Genomic DNA, 15,821 nt, shown 5'->3' on the forward strand with positions numbered 1-15,821 from the left:
ATCCGCCTATCCATTCAAACGTTTTCCATTGCCGTGGACTCCTGCAGCTTTTTTGCCCGATCTTCTTCAATTAATGCGTCAATAACGCCGTCGAGCTCTCCGTTCAGAAACGCCTCCAGCTGGTAAAGGGTTAGGCCGATCCGGTGGTCCGTCACTCTTCCCTGCGGATAGTTATAGGTGCGGATTCGCTCCGAGCGATCCCCGGAGCCAACCTGGGAGCGCCGTTCGGCGGCAACCGCGGCATCCTGTGCCTGCTGCTCCATCTCATACAGGCGCGAACGCAGGACCTTCATCGCTTTATCCTTATTTTTCAGCTGGCTTCGTTCGTCCTGGCATTCCACAACCATTCCCGTCGGCAGATGTGTAATCCGAATTGCCGAGGAGGTCTTGTTAATATGCTGGCCACCTGCGCCGCTGGAACGGAAGGTATCAATCTGGATGTCCTTCGGATTGATTTCCACCTCTACGTCGTCCACCTCCGGCAAAACCGCCACCGTTGCAGCCGAGGTATGGATTCTTCCCTGCGTTTCCGTCTCCGGTACACGCTGAACCCGGTGAACGCCGCTTTCATATTTCAAGCAGGAATAGGCGCCGGCGCCTGTAATCATAAAGCTGATCTCCTTAAAGCCACCCAACTCGGTCTCGTTTACATTCAGAAGCTCTGTCTGCCAATGGCGGGCTTCAGCGTACATGGAATACATGCGAAACAATACCGAAGAGAACAGGGCGGCCTCCTCGCCGCCCGTGCCCGCTCGAATTTCCATGATAACATTTTTATCATCGTTGGGGTCTTTGGGCAGTAGGAGCAGCTTCAACTCTTCAGCCAAAACCTCCGACCGTTCCCGCGAGGCTGCAAAATCCTCGGCAGCCATTTCCTTCAGCTCACGCTCGAGCCCCGGATCCTCCATCAGCTCGCGGGCCTCCTCCATGGCGCGGTTGTTCTCTTTCCACTCCTTGTATTTCTCTGCAACCGGCGTGACCATGCTGTACTCTTTCATGAAATCACGATACAAACTTGGATCCGCCAGTACGGAAGGGTCCGCCAGCTTCTGGTTGAGCTCCTGATAGCGCTGCTCAAAAACGATCACATTTTCAAACATTGTCGTTCATCCTATTCCATTCTATTTTATTCAACTGGGCCACAGGATGAATCGCTACTGCCCATCCTCTATATTCTCCCGAATAATCTTCTTGATATTTTTCTCACATTTCAACCTCGGGAGCATGATCTCGTGCCCGCAGGATAAACAGCGTATTTTAAAATCCATTCCCGAGCGAAGGACCAAAAAACTCTTCCCGCCACACGGATGCGGCTTTTTCATCAGCAGGGTGTCCCCCGGCCGAACATCCATGGTACTCCCTCCTTTAACCTTTATGCTTTAAAGAATAGTATAACACCAAACCCGTAAGACACACAACCCCTTTTTATCCCCGCCGGTTTCCTCCTAACCCCTCAAGCCGCCGCCCTGCTTTTCAAGAACCCGGGAATGACACAGAGCCCTAAAAAATTTGAAAAGCAGCAGGCGCGCCGCGTAAAATATGCTATAATAAAATATTATTACAGCAAGCTGGACTGCACGCTGGCAGGAGGAACGCGCTTATGACATTATTGGAACAGGAATGGCGGCAATTAACCCAGGCGGCTACAGTGGCAGAAGGGCCTCTTTTCTGCCGCGAAATCCATTTTCTCTCAACTGTAGATTCGACCAACGAGGAAGTCAGACGCCGGGCGGAGCAGCGAGCGCCGCACGGCAGCGTCTACGTGGCAGAGCAGCAGACCCGCGGCAAGGGACGCCTGGGAAGATCCTGGTTCTCCGCCCCCGGCACCGGCCTTTACTTTTCACTTTTATTGTACCCTGAAAAAATCCATTCCGCCCCCAGCAGCTTTACACTGTTGGCGGGACTAGCCGTTTGCCGGGCTATCCGGGCGCTGACAAATTGTCCGGCTATGATAAAGTGGCCCAACGATATTGTCATTGGGCCAAAAAAAATCTGCGGAATTTTAGCCGAACGCTCCCTTACGCCATTGGGACAGGCTTTTATCGCGCTCGGCATCGGTATCAATGTAAACGCCGGCGTCTTCCCGGATGAGCTGCAAAAAAAGTGCAGTTCTCTTTTCCTGGAAACTGGAAAAAAGCAGAACCGCGCCGCGCTTTTTTTGCAAACGCTCAGCTGCCTGGACAAGCTGTACAGCCAGCCGGAAGCGCCCATTGCAGACTACGCCGCCCTTTGCGTAACCCTTGGCCGGGAAATCTGCTATTCTAGGGAAAATCAGATTTTATTGGGAAAAGCCATTCAAATTTTGCCTAACGGCGAGCTCCTCGTCCTGCGCAGCGACGGCCGGGAGGAAGTGGTCTCCTCGGGTGAGGTTAGCGTACAGGGAATTTATTGAGAACAGGTCACCGCCATAACCGAATAATCAGCGGAAAAAGATAGACCGCAAAGAATAACGCGCACCATAAGGCGCCAAGTAAAATCCCCGCTGGCAAATACAGGCTGCACATACGCTCAAGCAGCCCTTTCTTAAGGCCGTAAAGCAATAGCAGCAACAGGACAGCGCCAACGCTCAGCAAAACCAGCCCCGGCCTCATTCCAGGCGGGCAATACTGTATTTCAACGGTATTGCCTCCCTGCTGCAGCGGAATGGCTAAAAAGCAGTCCATCACTGTTTCCGGTACTACCTGTTCCCCGTTGACAACCGCGGTAAAGCCGCCGTCATTAACCACGGGAACAAAGAGGTATTCCCCGCTGTTCTCCGCCGTTACAGTGCCAGAAAGGCCATTGCTTTCCTCCGTCAATTCTGCAGCGTTTAGGGTTTCTGCCGCCTGTCCTAAAACATCCAGGCGTATACCGGCAACTCCAAAGGAAGCGGTGGAAAGGCTTTTATGGACATCAACCTGAATCACCACCCGCTCATCTGTATAGGTTCCCAGATTTAAAAGGCCGTTTTCACTTTGAGAAGGATATGGGCCAGCCACCCTCTTCCCATTGACCGTTATGGTAAAGCTGTTATTGATTGACTCGCTTAGGCTATTTGAGAGACGGTCAAAACAATCAAAATATAAGGTCTGGGTTCCCTTAACTGAAAGCTCATATAAAAAATAGCTCGGCGCGTCAGGATTGTCGGGGCTGATATTGTACTTTCCATCTGTAATATAGCAATTTGTGTTGACAGCATGCTGTAGTTCATAGGACATGACCAGCGTTTCATCCGTGTGGAAAAGCGCCGCAAATATCTGTTGCTGGCGCTCCATCCGGCCGGTATCCGGCAGCTGCTTCAACATAGCAAACGCCTCGCTGTTCATGGTAAAGCCAAAAGGCGTTTCATAATTGGATTTTACAATCGAATATCCCGCATTGGTATATTCCAGGTTTCCCGCAGCATACTCAGCGGTGTTCAGGTCGTCATTGCTGTAAATGGTATAGCGGTTACCCAACAGGACGTCTGTAAACGCCGTTCCCCCGTTAGAATTGACCTCCATCCAGTACGATGAGTACCCTAGCTTCTTCATGGCAAACATGTAGGACTCCGCGGTAAGAGACGTATAGTGGTTTAAAGTTCGATAACCTAGGCCCCCCAGTAAATTGGCATCGAAATACTTTTTATTATTTCTTACACGATAGATTTCCGCATCTTCAATTTTCCCTTCCAGATCAGCAATAGTCTGGTAGCCCTGCACATTGCCGCTAGGTGAGCCGATATAAACGCTGGCGTTAAAGATGCACTCTACTAAAACAGCCACCGCCAACAGGACGGTAAAGGCTGTTCTGCGCATAAAGCGGTACTTGTAAAATAAGAGCAATACAAAATAGGCCAGTGCAATGATAAGCGCAAAGGAAAGCGTTTTTTCCAGCGAGTCTGTATTTCCCCACAGCGTTCTGGTATATACGGTAAGCTCCCGGTAATACCGGCCGAGCAGCAGGCACATCACTGCCACCGCCGCCGTCAGAATTACGGCTGTTACCACACCGGCGGTAATTCCATTTGACAGTGCCGGCAGCCGGCTTGTTTCATTGTAATCAGAAATCAAATAGGCCAGCATAATCAATCCGAAAAACACCGTCATATAACCGTAGCGCACCGGAAAAGCCTGATAGTTCCCCGTGTGCCACATTTTGTTAATCGGCTCGATAATAACGGGCAAGAGCAATAATAAGAATAAAACGAGTACGACACAGCGCTCCCGGCCTTCCCGGGCTGCCGGTATTTTCCCCGAAGCGATAAAAAAGGCGGCGGCAATAAAGATGACCGAGGTACAGAGCAGTACCGCAAGGGTCGTGGGAAAGGCTGTGAAGAGCGCGCTGTATTGCAGTGAGAATACCAAGTCCCCCATGCGTGCCGATTTGATGTATTCCAGCAGCGACGGCAGCCAGACCGGCGCCGTCAGCAGGGCTGCTGCTGCCGTTGCAAATCCCAGCAGCAATGCACGCCTTCCCCTGCTGTTCCGCTCTACGCAACAAAAAATATAAAGCCCGGCGGCTAAAACAATAAAAATCGCCACCATATAGCTCAAGTAAAAATTAATGGTCATCACCGCTGAGAGCGCCAAGACATAGGGCAGTACTTTTTCCTCGTCTGCAAGCTTTTTCAAGGCGATCAATAATAACGGGAATAAAGCCATCATATCCAGCCATACAATATTCTGGTAATAAAAAAGGGTATAGCCGCAAAAGGCATACAATACGCCAAGAATGCTGCACTGCATCCTGTCCAACCCGCAGAAATAGCGGTGAAAGAACAGAACAGCCGTAAAGGCGCAAAGCATCATCCTTAAAAGAAGCAAGATGTTGACCGCATAATAAATATCCGCTTTTTCTATAAAAGCCACCAAAAATGAAAACGGGCTGGAAATAAAAAACAAAAAAACGCCCCAAAAGTTCATGCCTCCGGCGTTCTGCATATTCAAGAGCAAGCTCGACTTTCCCGCGAGAATATCCTTAAAGTCCATCAGCAATGGAATGACCTGTTGATTCATATCGCACCAGGCGATGCTTTTTTCTCCAAAAGGAAACTGACCGTGTGCAGCCATAACCGCGCAGGTCAAAGCCAACACCGTAAGCGGCGCCAATAAATAAAAGAAAACTTTTTCCGCTCTTTTATTCAACCTCATCCCCCGTTCCATATGAAGCGGCAGCTTTTAGGGTATGCACAAGCTTGCCCATCATAAATTCAGAATGCTTTTATTATAAAGAAAATCCTGTAAAAAATCAAATTTTTCCAAACTGGGGACCCATATAAAAGCGCCCCGGGCAGAGCATCCCCGGGGCGCCGCTTTCATCTACATGCGAGGCCTGCCGCTTTTATAAATCCTTTTTAATTTTATCCAGCGCACCCTTTTCAAGCCGCGAAACCTGGGCTTGGCTGATATGAATTTCACTGGCTACCTCCATTTGAGTCTTTCCCTGAAAAAAGCGCATGGTCAATATTTTTTTCTCTCTATCGCTCAAATCGTTAATCGCTTCCTTCAGCGCGATTTCATCCAGCCAATTACTGTCGTCATTATTGTCGCCTACCTGGTCCATGACATAGATGGTATCACCTCCGTCATTAAACACAGGCTCATACAACGAAACCGGCTCCACAATAGACTCCAGTGAGAGCACCACGTCCTCGCGGGGAATATCCAGCTCCTTGGCTATTTGATCCATAGACGGCTCACGGTTGTTCTCCGCCGTCAGCCTTTCCTTCACCTGCATCGCCCGGTAAGCAGTATCACGCAGAGAACGGCTGACACGAATGCTGTTATTGTCCCGCAGATAGCGCCGTATCTCTCCGATAATCATCGGCACGCCGTAGGTAGAAAATTTAACCATTAAATCAGGATTAAAATTATCAATGGCTTTCATCAGGCCAATGCAGCCCACCTGAAAGAGGTCATCCAGGTTTTCACCCCGGTTTGTAAAACGCTGAATAACGCTCAATACTAATTTTAGATTGCCGTTAATCATTTCTTCTCGCGCCGTCTTCTTTTCAGCAGGGGTTCCATTTTTGATTTTTTGTAACAATTCATATTTTTCCGCCTCGGATAAAACCTTTAGCTTTGAGGTATTCACACCGCAAATTTCCACTTTATTGAACACGCTGCACATCCCCCTGTTTCTCAAGTTCTTACCTTCATTATTGCCATAGTTTTTTCGGAAAATTCAGGGGGGATTTAATTAATCAACGGACAAAAAATCTTTCCACCGCTTTGCCGGTTTCACTGTTTTCTGCAATAAATTGCAGCTTTCACACTTATCCTCTTGCAATAAGACATAAACCGTCACCGGCGTTATTGCGCGCTTACAGCAGGTCTTCTCACTTTAAATGCGCCGGGGCAAGCCCAATATTTGGCTTTGATCTTCCCCGAGATTTATAGTATAATAAGTCCGTTATTCGTCCCGGCAATCGCCGAGCATCCATTCCCTCTCCAGAGCCGGGTGCTACCCCGGTCCTGAACAGATCTAGAAAGGCATGGTTTAATATGTATGATTCCGAACACTACCGCTCCTTTTACAGTTGTATTTCCGACCTATTAAAGCAGCCGGACGTCTTGGCGATGAAGGATATTGCCCAGCATGCGGATGTAAATTGCCTGCAGCATTGTTTGTATGTGGCCTACCTGAGCTTTCGCATGTGCCGCTTTTTTCATTTGGACTACCATGCCGCTGCACGCGGAGCGCTGTTGCACGATCTTTTTCTTTATGACTGGCATATTCCAGGCGGGCACGAGGGCCGCCATCTTTTCAGCCACCCCGTAGCTGCCCTCAAAAATGCATCCAGAATTACAAAGCTGAATAAAAAAGAAGAAAACATTATTCTCTCACACATGTGGCCGGCAACCCCAAACAGGCCGCCACACTCCTGGGAAGCCTTTCTCGTCGGATGCGCCGATAAGCTTTGCGCTGTTTCTGAGGTTTTGCATTTTTACCACGCCGCACATATGGAAAAAAAGCTGAATGCAAACGCGGAGCCCTCTCTATAACACAAACTACGTCAAAAAAACACCAAACCGCCGAAAAGCAGTTTGGTGTTTTTATTTTTCAGCCCTGAAAAAAGATCTATTGAAAGCTCTCTGTTAATTTACGGATTGCATCGATATTAATTGCACTTTCCCAAGGACGGCAACGGCAGTTAAACGGTTTTTTATTGTCATAATACTCCACCCAGGCGCCCGTCTCGTCCAGCACCTCCAGCATCGCAGCCAAAGCCGGGACGCGCAGGGAATGCTTCAGCATACTCATTGCATACAGGAAAAGCCCATAGTCATAACCCAACGAACGGTTGCCCTCCGCATTAGAAGGCACAAAGCCATTCTTTGCAAACAATTCAATATAAGGCGATGCTATGCGCTCCAGCTCCCCAGCAGCAAAAATTGTGCTTTCATAAAAAGCCGGCAGCAGGCTGGCCGAGCTGAGCTGATGGCGCTTTTTGCGGTCAACTGGGTCCGGATGCTTTTTACCATAGCATTCCGGACAGCAGTAATAGCCGCTTTTCTCGTCATACATCAGCCAGCCCAAAACCAGTTGGTGCTGCAGCGTGTCATGCACCTCGCAGAATCCTCTGGCGAAAGCCGGCTTTTTGATATAGTTCAACCGCGCCGGGTTGTTAGCATAGAGCAGGCCGTCAACACAGAAATTTTCTTTATAGCGCGCCTTTGCGTCAACCACCATTTTTTCATAGCGTTCCAACTCCGCAGCCGAAATTTTTTTGTTTGTACGGCACCAATCCAGGAATCGCAGCCCGCCTTCGATGAACAGCAGCGTAGACTCTGCCGATCCGTCATACATCAGGACGCGCGGCAGAGTCCCGCCTGCAATGTAGGTTTCATCCCCGGAGAAGCTCGTCATCCCTCCGCCAAGCTGAGGCAATTGAATTTCAAAGGCCCACTTGAGCATCGGATAAATTTCATCCAATAAGCCCCAGTCCCCTGTCTTGTCCGCATACCAAAACGCACTGACAATCAGGTAAGCGGGAACCTCTACTTCATCATTGGGGAAATAGAGGCGGCCGCCGAAATTCCCCATGCCCTCGGCATTGTGCACATTGCCGAAAAGGCAAAAACGGCTGTACCAGAACTCAAGGATTTTCCGTGCTTCCTCCTGCATTCCCAAAGAAAGCATCCCCCGCATTGTGCCGGCCATGTCTCTTACGTAGGCCAGCGGATAGGGATACCCCGCCTGCTCGCCGCCGGAGGAGGACTGCTGGCATTTAATGACCACCGCCACGCTCTCACAAGCCTGCGACACTCTTTCTCTCAGCTTCTCCGGAACCTCGTCCGCCGGAAGGCTGGCGCCCAGATCGGTAATTCCTGACAAGAAGTCCTTCCAATAATGGCGTACCAAGCCCTGTGCTTGTGCAGGCTTCAGCCCCAGAGCCTCCTCCATTTGTGAAACCGCATCCGGCAAAAGCCCCGCCGACAGCAGCAGGCGTCCGCTGTTCTCTAGAAGCAAATGCCCTTCCTCCGTCACAGCCCCGCCTTCTACCGTCAAAATCAACCAGGTTTCTTGCTCCACCGCTATACTGGTAAAAAAATTAGTCCCCATCGGCATACGAATCATAAGACAATCCCTGCGCATACCGCCGAAAGCAAAGTCACGGTAAACCCGTTTAGCCGTTTCCGGCCCCTCATGGACGGTCAGGGTCAGCGGGGCGGAAACCGAGTAATCCCGGAAAAACAAATTTTTGTCCGGAAGCATATAATCGGTAAATTGGGCCTGCACCTCCCCAGATATCCGGTGGGTCCAAATATTGGCGCCTTTTTCCCGCTGGCTTTCACTCATAACCGCCTGCGCAGACTTGCAGCCAATAGCCAGACTACAAAAAGACGGCATAGAATATGGCGGCCCCTCCACCTGTGAAAGGTTGGGCCCCTGGGCATAAATCAAAAAATTCCCGTTTCCAAAGCAATGTACAGAACCGCTGTCGGCCTGTTGGTTCGACCAAGACCGAATCATTGTAGAACTCCTCCAATCAATGTTCGCTAAACCCATTAGAAAAACAATTTTCTAACTTCTATTGACTGTATGCTACCATGTCTGCCGCTGCTTGTCAACCGTTTGTTATATCCGTCTGCTCAGGTTGTCCCGCTCAGCGGCAAACCTCTTCCAGAGCAATACGAGACCAATTCCACAGGCGCTGCGGTTCATATTGTACCGTGCTGATATCCTTCAAAATTAATTCCAGGTTAACCTGATTCCTCTTTGCCGCATCAATCGTACGACGAATATCTTTACGCACCTCTTCTTCGTCCATCACCGAAGCGCCGACCAGTGCAGGATTCGGCTTGTTAGACATGATGTATTGTTTGGGCAGCGTTGCCGCAAAATGCTCCCGGTTGCTCCACGGGCTGCAGGACACCTTATGGATATTGGGCATCTGCGCAATAATGTCCAGCCGGTCATCCAGCTTTTCACAGCAGCCATAATAAATGGCTCCAAATTTAGAGAAGATCCGCTTCATATAAGGAACCTCAAACTCTGCGGTAATATCCGGTGAAACCGACGAAAACAGCTGTGCCAGCCCGAACGCCCATACATCCTTTGACTGTGGCCGGTCCGGGTCGCAGCCAGGCGTAGGCAGTTCATCCAAATAGGTGTAGGAACAGTGGCAGACATTTGTATAGACATCAAACAGTCCCTGTCTGTTCATATTGTCAATTAGGCTTTCCATTCCCGAGGTAGCCCGCTCCATAATGGCATGCATGAACGCGGGCCGGTCCATCAATTCGATATAACAATTTTCCACGCCCATCCATTGTGTAATGGAGTCCCAAATGCCCAGGTGCATTGTCATTCCAGCCATGTGGAATGGAGCGATTCCATGGAAAAGGACCTCTGCTTCCTGTATGATTCGTTTCTCATCCTCCGCCAGCAACGTCGCCGTCGGTGTTTTGATTTTTTCAAGATCCTCTTCGGTCTCCAATAAATTAGTAAAATGCTGAGCCGCGACATCATTTTTCTGATCCAACCGAATGGTGTCAACATGAATCTGCATGCCGTACGGATCATAGACAATCGGACGGTACAACGTAATATAGGGTTCAACCACCATATCCACCGGCATATGCTCAAAACGATAAATGGTGCGCCGCAGCGTTGTTTCGACATTCCGCCAATAGGGATCCTCCACTTGGTTTACCAAGGAACCGTCCACATCCATCTCATGCCAGGGAATCTGGTCCATATTCAACATCGGCCGCTGCATTTGCAAGCGATTGAGCGCCTGCCATAGCGCCTTTTTTTCCCGCTGCACCGGCAGAACCGCAATTTCCATATATTTCTGGGCCAATTCCCTCAAAATCTTTTGCTCCTTACTCGATAGTGTCATCAAACCACCTCCTTTCTCATTATACAGAACCAAAATTGATTAATACACCGTCAAAGCTGATTATAAAGCCACTAAACTTGATATTTGATATAAAATATGCTAGGCTATTTCATAGAAGGAGAGGATTTGATGCTACTGGAGCAAGGCTATGGCACACAGGAGGCCAACTGGTTTGTCGATGAAAAAAAGGGTCCCGGCTTTTGCCGGGTTTATTACTTAGAGTCTGGCATCGTTTTTTTTCACGACGAAGCGGGTTTACAGCAGTTAACCCCTGAGACTCTATATATTTTCCCCTCCCATGCCCCCTTTTCCATTCGGCATCAACCCAGCCATCCTATTTGCTGCTTATGGTACCATTTAAACCTGTTTCCTATCATGGTAACCTCTTTAATTAAAATTGCTGTTCCCCCTGACGGTGAGCTCTTTCATTTGATTGCCGCCTTCCGCTGCGCCATTCAAAATCCGGCTACCACTGCCGAAACGCTCCGCTATCTGGCGGATGCCCTAACCTCCTTTTTCAATGAGGAAAAGCTCCTTCCTCAGCCTGCCGCCGCTGAGTGGACAGACTACTTACAGACGCATGCCTGTGAGAATGAGGCAATATACCAAATTGCAAACCGCTTCGGTTATACTGCCGAGCATTTCATCCGGCAGTTTCATGAAAAAACTGGGATGTCTCCCTGCCAATACCGCATTCACTGCCGTTTAAACCATGCGATTGGCAGGCTTGCAGCGGGCGCCTCCATCAGTGATATTGCTCAAGAGCTGGGATATGCCGAGAGCAAATCCTTCAGCCGGGCCTTCCGCACACACTATGGGGTTTCACCGCAAGAATACAGGAAAAGAAGGCACACACAGCCATGACCCAAATAAATGGCGCCCTGTTACTGGGTAAGGTTCCCCAAGTGTGATGCACCCCAAACCAGCCAACTCTTGATGTATGAAGGAGGAAATAAAAAGCAGCAAATAAAATCGAAATACATGCTTGACATTAATTAACAAATACTATATAATAAGTTCCAGTTCGCGTAAGGTCTTGGAGAGGTGTCCGAGTGGTTTAAGGAGCTAGTCTTGAAAACTAGTGATCTCGCAAGGGACCAAGAGTTCGAATCTCTTCCTCTCCGCCAAAAGATAAAAACACGGGAGTCCGTGTTTCATCTTGTTTAACCGGGTCTATCCCTTTTTTAAATTAATATAGATTGTTTATTCACATTTTGGAGAAGTACCCAAGTGGTGAAGGGGCTCCCCTGCTAAGGGAGTAGGTCGGGTAACTGGCGCGAGGGTTCAAATCCCTCCTTCTCCGCCAGAAAGAACGTTGCTTTTGCAGCGTTCTTTTTTGTATGTTGATACCCGGGAATTTCAGGCCCGGTTCCGGCACGGGTGAGCCAAACTTCCTCCGCTGGGGTGAATTCAGGAAGTTTGGCGAAGTGCAGCGGTCAAAACCGGCAACGACGAATGAGCGGTGGCTGGTTTAGCGCACCGCAAAAAGGGGTGAGTTTCTCCAGCTCCGCCAGAAAAAGCGTTGTAAAAGCGACGCTTTTTTCGTTATCTTCTTCACTATTCTGCAATCATAACCATCCGCTTAATGCATGACTATGATTGACTTTACCTGAATTAAATGTTGTATTGAACATCGGAAGAAAACGTGTTAGAATGCAATAAACACAAGCTGAAAAATAGTATCAGTTCCACCGCATATCCATTAAGGAGAATGTAAAATGATTTTCAGAGAGGCTGAATTATATGACTTGGCACAAATCGTGCATTTGTTAGCAGATGACCCGCTTGGTAAACAGCGCGAGCAGGCCGGTAAAAATATTCCTCAGTTTTATATCGATGCGTTTCATAATATTAAAAATGATAAAAACAGCATGATCTATGTGGCTTGCGATGAAAATGACTTAAAAGCAGTTATTGGTTGTTTTCAGATAACTTACACACAATATCTTTCGCGATGCGGCAGCAAGCGGGCTACAATCGAAAGCGTGCGTGTAAAAAAAACTACAAGAAATAACGGCGTTGGAACTCAAATGCTCAACTTTGCTATAGCCGAAGCAAAGAAAAATCAAGCAACTATAATACAGCTGACAACCGATAAAACGAGAACAGATGCTAAACGATTTTATGAACGTATAGGTTTTAAAGATACACATAATGGAATGAAATTAGAATTATAAACAGTAATAATGTATATCAGAAATTGTAAAGCAATGCGACACAGTGCAAAAAAAGTTAAAAAGAAAATAGTTGTTATGAGCCTCTTGACACTCTATGAAAACAGATTTAGCCTCAGCAAGGCTGAAAAAGAATTTGAGGCAGCCCCGTACTGCTTAATAAAGCATTCTTGCAATAAAAACCATCTTGTTAACAGCGCTCTTGGAGAGGATCAATATAAACTACTACGCTGCAATTAGGGGATGAGACTGATATGCGTCGTTTTGAATGGAAATCTGAACCGCCTGCGGAATGCCCTTTTCCACAGTCTGAAAGTTTATCGCGTATTATTTTTACAGGGCAAAGCAGTGATTATTATGTTGCAGACACTTGGTATCCTTCTTGGGCCGATGACGGAAACCTTTATTCGGGTTATACGGATGGTATGGTGGACTCCATATTTTCCTGCTCGGATGCGGCTGCGCTCTCCACCATTCCCGCAACAAAGAATTATCCCACGGCCTCGACAGGGAACGGGGTTTTGATTGGTAACGATCCACTTCATTTGCAGATTCGTTCACTGGGCGTTCAATTTGCAAATCCAGCACCTTATGGTGGACGTTACCCGTCAGGCGGGTTGGTCCATAATGGCGTCTGGTATTATGGAACCTATTGTCTCGGGCCTTACGGGCAGACAAAAGTGGGATCCATGGTTTATAATTGGCCTCACCTGGGACCATTTGTCGGTTTCCGGGTTTCAAAGGATTATGGGAGAACATGGACCGATTGTCCACACACTCCAGAGGCTCCTTTGTTCAACGAAAACGGCATGTGCGGGTATCCGGTAAAAATCGGCGCACCGCATTTCGTTGACTTTGGCAAAAACATGGAGCATTCCCCCGATGGGAAGGCCTATTTGGTCGCCCATGGCTCGGACCTCAAATTTTATCCTGTGGGCTTTGAGCGTTTTGCGCATAACAGCTGGATTACAGGAGACCAAGTATATTTGTTACGTGTGGTTCCTTCTCCCGAGACCATTAATAATCCAAATGCCTATGAGTTTTTTGCTGGCCGTGAAAAGGATGGGACTCCAGTCTGGAGCAATGACTTTTCAGCCATCCAGCCTTTATTGGAGTGGGAAGGCAGCATGGGTTGTGTAACGGTTACATACAATGCTCCGTTAAAAAAATATTTGATGGCTGTCACAGATGGCGGCAACACCTGCGCCAAAATGCATACCTATATTTTGGAGAGCAGCGCTCTTACTGGCGAGTGGAAACTTGTCACCTATATGAAAAATTTCGGGGAACAGGCTTATTTTGTAAACTTCCCTTCAAAGTTTATTTCAGATGATGGAAAAACATTGTGGATTTGTTATTCTGGCAATTTTGCCGTTAATTGGAATGGTGAAGCGATCCAAGAGAACCCACCGGGCAGTCACTATGGACTGGTTTTACAGGAAATTGAACTTAGCTAGAAGCTCAGAAGATTTTTATGTGCCTAGCAATTACATAAAAGGTGGCCGCAAGAAATCCATCAATGTAGTATTAAGTACGTTTTCCCCTGCTGTGGCGCTATCATTCGGGCAGCGCAGGAGGTCGATGTGATCTGCGGGGATTGCAGAGAACCTTTCGATCGGGCATAAAAACAGGCGTTAAAAAGTAGGTTTGCACTATCGCCGGAAAAAAGAAAAGCCCGAAAACCGCATGAACACAGGCTTTCCGGGCATAAACGCAAAAATAGCTCTCCGTTATGGAGAGCTATTTTTGTATCAAAGTTTGTACTTTGATTTGGAGCTGGTGAGCGGACTTGAACCGCTGACCTGCTGATTACGAATCAGCTGCTCTACCAACTGAGCCACACCAGCATTATTCCATATTCCCAAGACAGCGATTATTATTATATAAGGAAAAATATTATTTGTCAATATTTGTTCTCTATAAAAATGGAAAATTGTCTTTCTTATCTCTGAATCAAAGGCCGCTGTGACCGCTCCGTCTCTCATCCTCTATCGCCTGATGCGTTTTTAACAGGTTTCCTATATCAACATGTTCCCCAGCAGCCGTTTGTCCGCCTTCATATTCTAAATTAGGAAATCCGGCTGAAGTCTATGACGATTTAGCCGGATTCCTTTTTGGGGGATTTATTCTGCTACAGAATCATGTGTCACATGTTTTTCCTTATTCCACATAAAACGCTGATTCCAGCGCGATATTTTCCTCGCATTTCATATCCAGCCGGTAGAGCAACGCCCCGGCTTCTATACGGTAGCTCTCCTGTTGCTCTATAACCTTCAGATCCTGCAGCTCCTTCTTTTTTTTCTCTGCCTCATCTCTGGCAACTTTCAAGGCCTCTGTCTCAGAACGCTCTTCTGCTCGCACCTCCTGTTTCAGCCAGCTTTCCTCCAGCCAAGTAATAGGAAGCGCATTTCCATTTACCTCTAGCTTTGTCCGTACAGCCTCTTTTCTATAGGACTCGTCCGGCTGCGGTGTTAATGACAGTGGAATCCTCACGCCAAACAGATCCATGCTTTTTCGCATGACGGGCTCGCCGACTGTATAAGTGACCTCTTTTTGCAGCGGAACGCTTACTTCAAAGCGCCTGGTCGTAGAGGCAACTACGCGCCCGGATGCATGCTTAATCAGCGTGACATTTTTGTTGGTGTCCTCTACCATCCCGCTGATTAATAGCTGGCCCTCAACGACAGCCTCGCCCACTTTGGCAACGGCTGTTCCCTCATAAACCTCGATGCGCAAAATTTGCCCCGAAAAAGCTGCCTTTATATTGCAAGGCGTTTCCTGATTTTCCATTTCCGGCTTTCCCACAGCCTCTGCCACCTCTACAGAGACACTGCAGCCCTTTGTATTAACTGATATCCAAGCGATCTCTGGCAGCTCCTGCATAATTGCCCGCTGCATCGCCTGGGGGTCGAGATCTTTTTTTGAGATCCCAGGCACCAGGCCCACCTTTTGATAGACCTCCTCCAATTTAGCCGCCGGGATCTCTTCATTGCCTATGGTTTTGATACTCCACACATGCTGGGACAGCCCTATGAGAATCACCATAAAAAGAACCACACCCAGCGCCAAGCCTTTTCTTTTTTTCAGCCACGCAGTACGAAAAGGAAGGCCCTTTCTTTGTTCAATATGCAGCCGGCAACGAGACCGGGCGGCACAGCTTAACAGTTTTTTGTAGCGAGAAGCCATGATCCAGGCGCTGGGTTCTTCACCGCTCTTCATATCCCAAAGTATAATGCCCTGCCGGGCACACTGGTTAAAAAAGCGCTCCGCAGAGCCATAAATATGGAACCCCACTGCGCCCTGTAGCCAGCGCAATACCTGAACCAGCAAAGCCGCAC

12 protein-coding genes and 3 tRNA genes are annotated in these 15,821 nt (G+C 48.2%); 7 read left to right on the forward strand and 8 right to left on the reverse strand.

Going from position 1 to position 15,821, the window contains the following annotated elements:
* Positions 1-14: 14 nt before the first annotated feature.
* Positions 15-1,100: a peptide chain release factor 1 gene (gene prfA / locus DPQ25_RS06535; RefSeq protein ID WP_112332375.1), complete on the reverse strand. Its 1,086-nt coding sequence runs from the start codon at positions 1,098-1,100 to the stop codon at positions 15-17.
* A gap of 54 nt (positions 1,101-1,154) precedes the next feature.
* On the reverse strand, positions 1,155-1,352 hold the full coding sequence (locus tag DPQ25_RS06540; protein ID WP_112332376.1) for a DUF951 domain-containing protein: 198 nt from the start codon (positions 1,350-1,352) through the stop codon (positions 1,155-1,157).
* Positions 1,353-1,600: 248 nt separating this feature from the next.
* Here DPQ25_RS06540 and DPQ25_RS06545 point away from each other — a divergent pair, with 248 nt between their 5' ends.
* On the forward strand, positions 1,601-2,392 hold the full coding sequence (locus DPQ25_RS06545) for a biotin--[acetyl-CoA-carboxylase] ligase (protein WP_112332377.1): 792 nt from the start codon (positions 1,601-1,603) through the stop codon (positions 2,390-2,392).
* Between the two features lie 7 nt (positions 2,393-2,399).
* On the opposite strand, the gene DPQ25_RS06550 is transcribed toward DPQ25_RS06545, so the two are convergent.
* Entirely contained in the window at positions 2,400-5,105 is a 2,706-nt protein-coding gene (locus tag DPQ25_RS06550) for a YfhO family protein (protein ID WP_177576900.1), read from the reverse strand.
* Between the two features lie 196 nt (positions 5,106-5,301).
* Entirely contained in the window at positions 5,302-6,090 is a 789-nt protein-coding gene (gene sigG / locus DPQ25_RS06555) for an RNA polymerase sporulation sigma factor SigG (protein WP_112332379.1), read from the reverse strand.
* Between the two features lie 374 nt (positions 6,091-6,464).
* On the opposite strand from sigG, the gene DPQ25_RS06560 reads away from it, so the two are divergent.
* The gene (locus tag DPQ25_RS06560; protein ID WP_112332380.1) at positions 6,465-6,965 is read left to right on the forward strand and encodes an HD domain-containing protein; all 501 of its coding nucleotides are present in this window, start codon (positions 6,465-6,467) and stop codon (positions 6,963-6,965) included.
* A gap of 76 nt (positions 6,966-7,041) precedes the next feature.
* Here the strand turns inward: DPQ25_RS06560 and DPQ25_RS06565 are convergent, their stop codons facing one another.
* Together DPQ25_RS06565 and DPQ25_RS06570 are read right to left on the reverse strand one after the other, a co-directional pair.
* Positions 7,042-8,937 carry a hypothetical protein gene (locus DPQ25_RS06565; RefSeq protein ID WP_112332381.1) on the reverse strand — a complete coding sequence of 632 codons (1,896 nt, stop codon included), beginning with the start codon at positions 8,935-8,937 and terminating at the stop codon, positions 7,042-7,044.
* Positions 8,938-9,070: 133 nt separating this feature from the next.
* On the reverse strand, positions 9,071-10,309 hold the full coding sequence (locus DPQ25_RS06570; protein ID WP_112332382.1) for a uroporphyrinogen decarboxylase/cobalamine-independent methonine synthase family protein: 1,239 nt from the start codon (positions 10,307-10,309) through the stop codon (positions 9,071-9,073).
* A gap of 129 nt (positions 10,310-10,438) precedes the next feature.
* Between DPQ25_RS06570 and DPQ25_RS06575 the strand changes: the two genes are divergently transcribed.
* From DPQ25_RS06575 to DPQ25_RS06595, 5 genes are all read left to right on the forward strand, one after another.
* Entirely contained in the window at positions 10,439-11,173 is a 735-nt protein-coding gene (locus tag DPQ25_RS06575; protein WP_177576901.1) for a helix-turn-helix domain-containing protein, read from the forward strand.
* Positions 11,174-11,347: 174 nt separating this feature from the next.
* A tRNA-Ser gene (locus tag DPQ25_RS06580) sits at positions 11,348-11,436 on the forward strand.
* 89 nt (positions 11,437-11,525) lie between these two features.
* A tRNA-Ser gene (locus DPQ25_RS06585) sits at positions 11,526-11,615 on the forward strand.
* 412 nt (positions 11,616-12,027) lie between these two features.
* On the forward strand, positions 12,028-12,486 hold the full coding sequence (locus tag DPQ25_RS06590; RefSeq protein ID WP_112332384.1) for a GNAT family N-acetyltransferase: 459 nt from the start codon (positions 12,028-12,030) through the stop codon (positions 12,484-12,486).
* Between the two features lie 251 nt (positions 12,487-12,737).
* A complete protein-coding gene (locus DPQ25_RS06595) occupies positions 12,738-13,940 on the forward strand; it encodes a DUF4185 domain-containing protein (RefSeq protein WP_112332385.1) in 1,203 nt (400 codons plus the stop codon).
* A 314-nt stretch (positions 13,941-14,254) separates the two neighbouring features.
* Here the strand turns inward: DPQ25_RS06595 and DPQ25_RS06600 are convergent.
* Positions 14,255-14,330 (reverse strand) — tRNA-Thr (locus tag DPQ25_RS06600).
* Between the two features lie 313 nt (positions 14,331-14,643).
* A complete protein-coding gene (locus DPQ25_RS06605; protein WP_112332386.1) occupies positions 14,644-15,813 on the reverse strand; it encodes a sporulation protein YqfD in 1,170 nt (389 codons plus the stop codon).
* Positions 15,814-15,821: the final 8 nt, after the last annotated feature.

This window comes from Hydrogeniiclostridium mannosilyticum, assembly GCF_003268275.1.
GTDB lineage: Bacteria > Bacillota > Clostridia > Oscillospirales > Acutalibacteraceae > Hydrogeniiclostridium > Hydrogeniiclostridium mannosilyticum.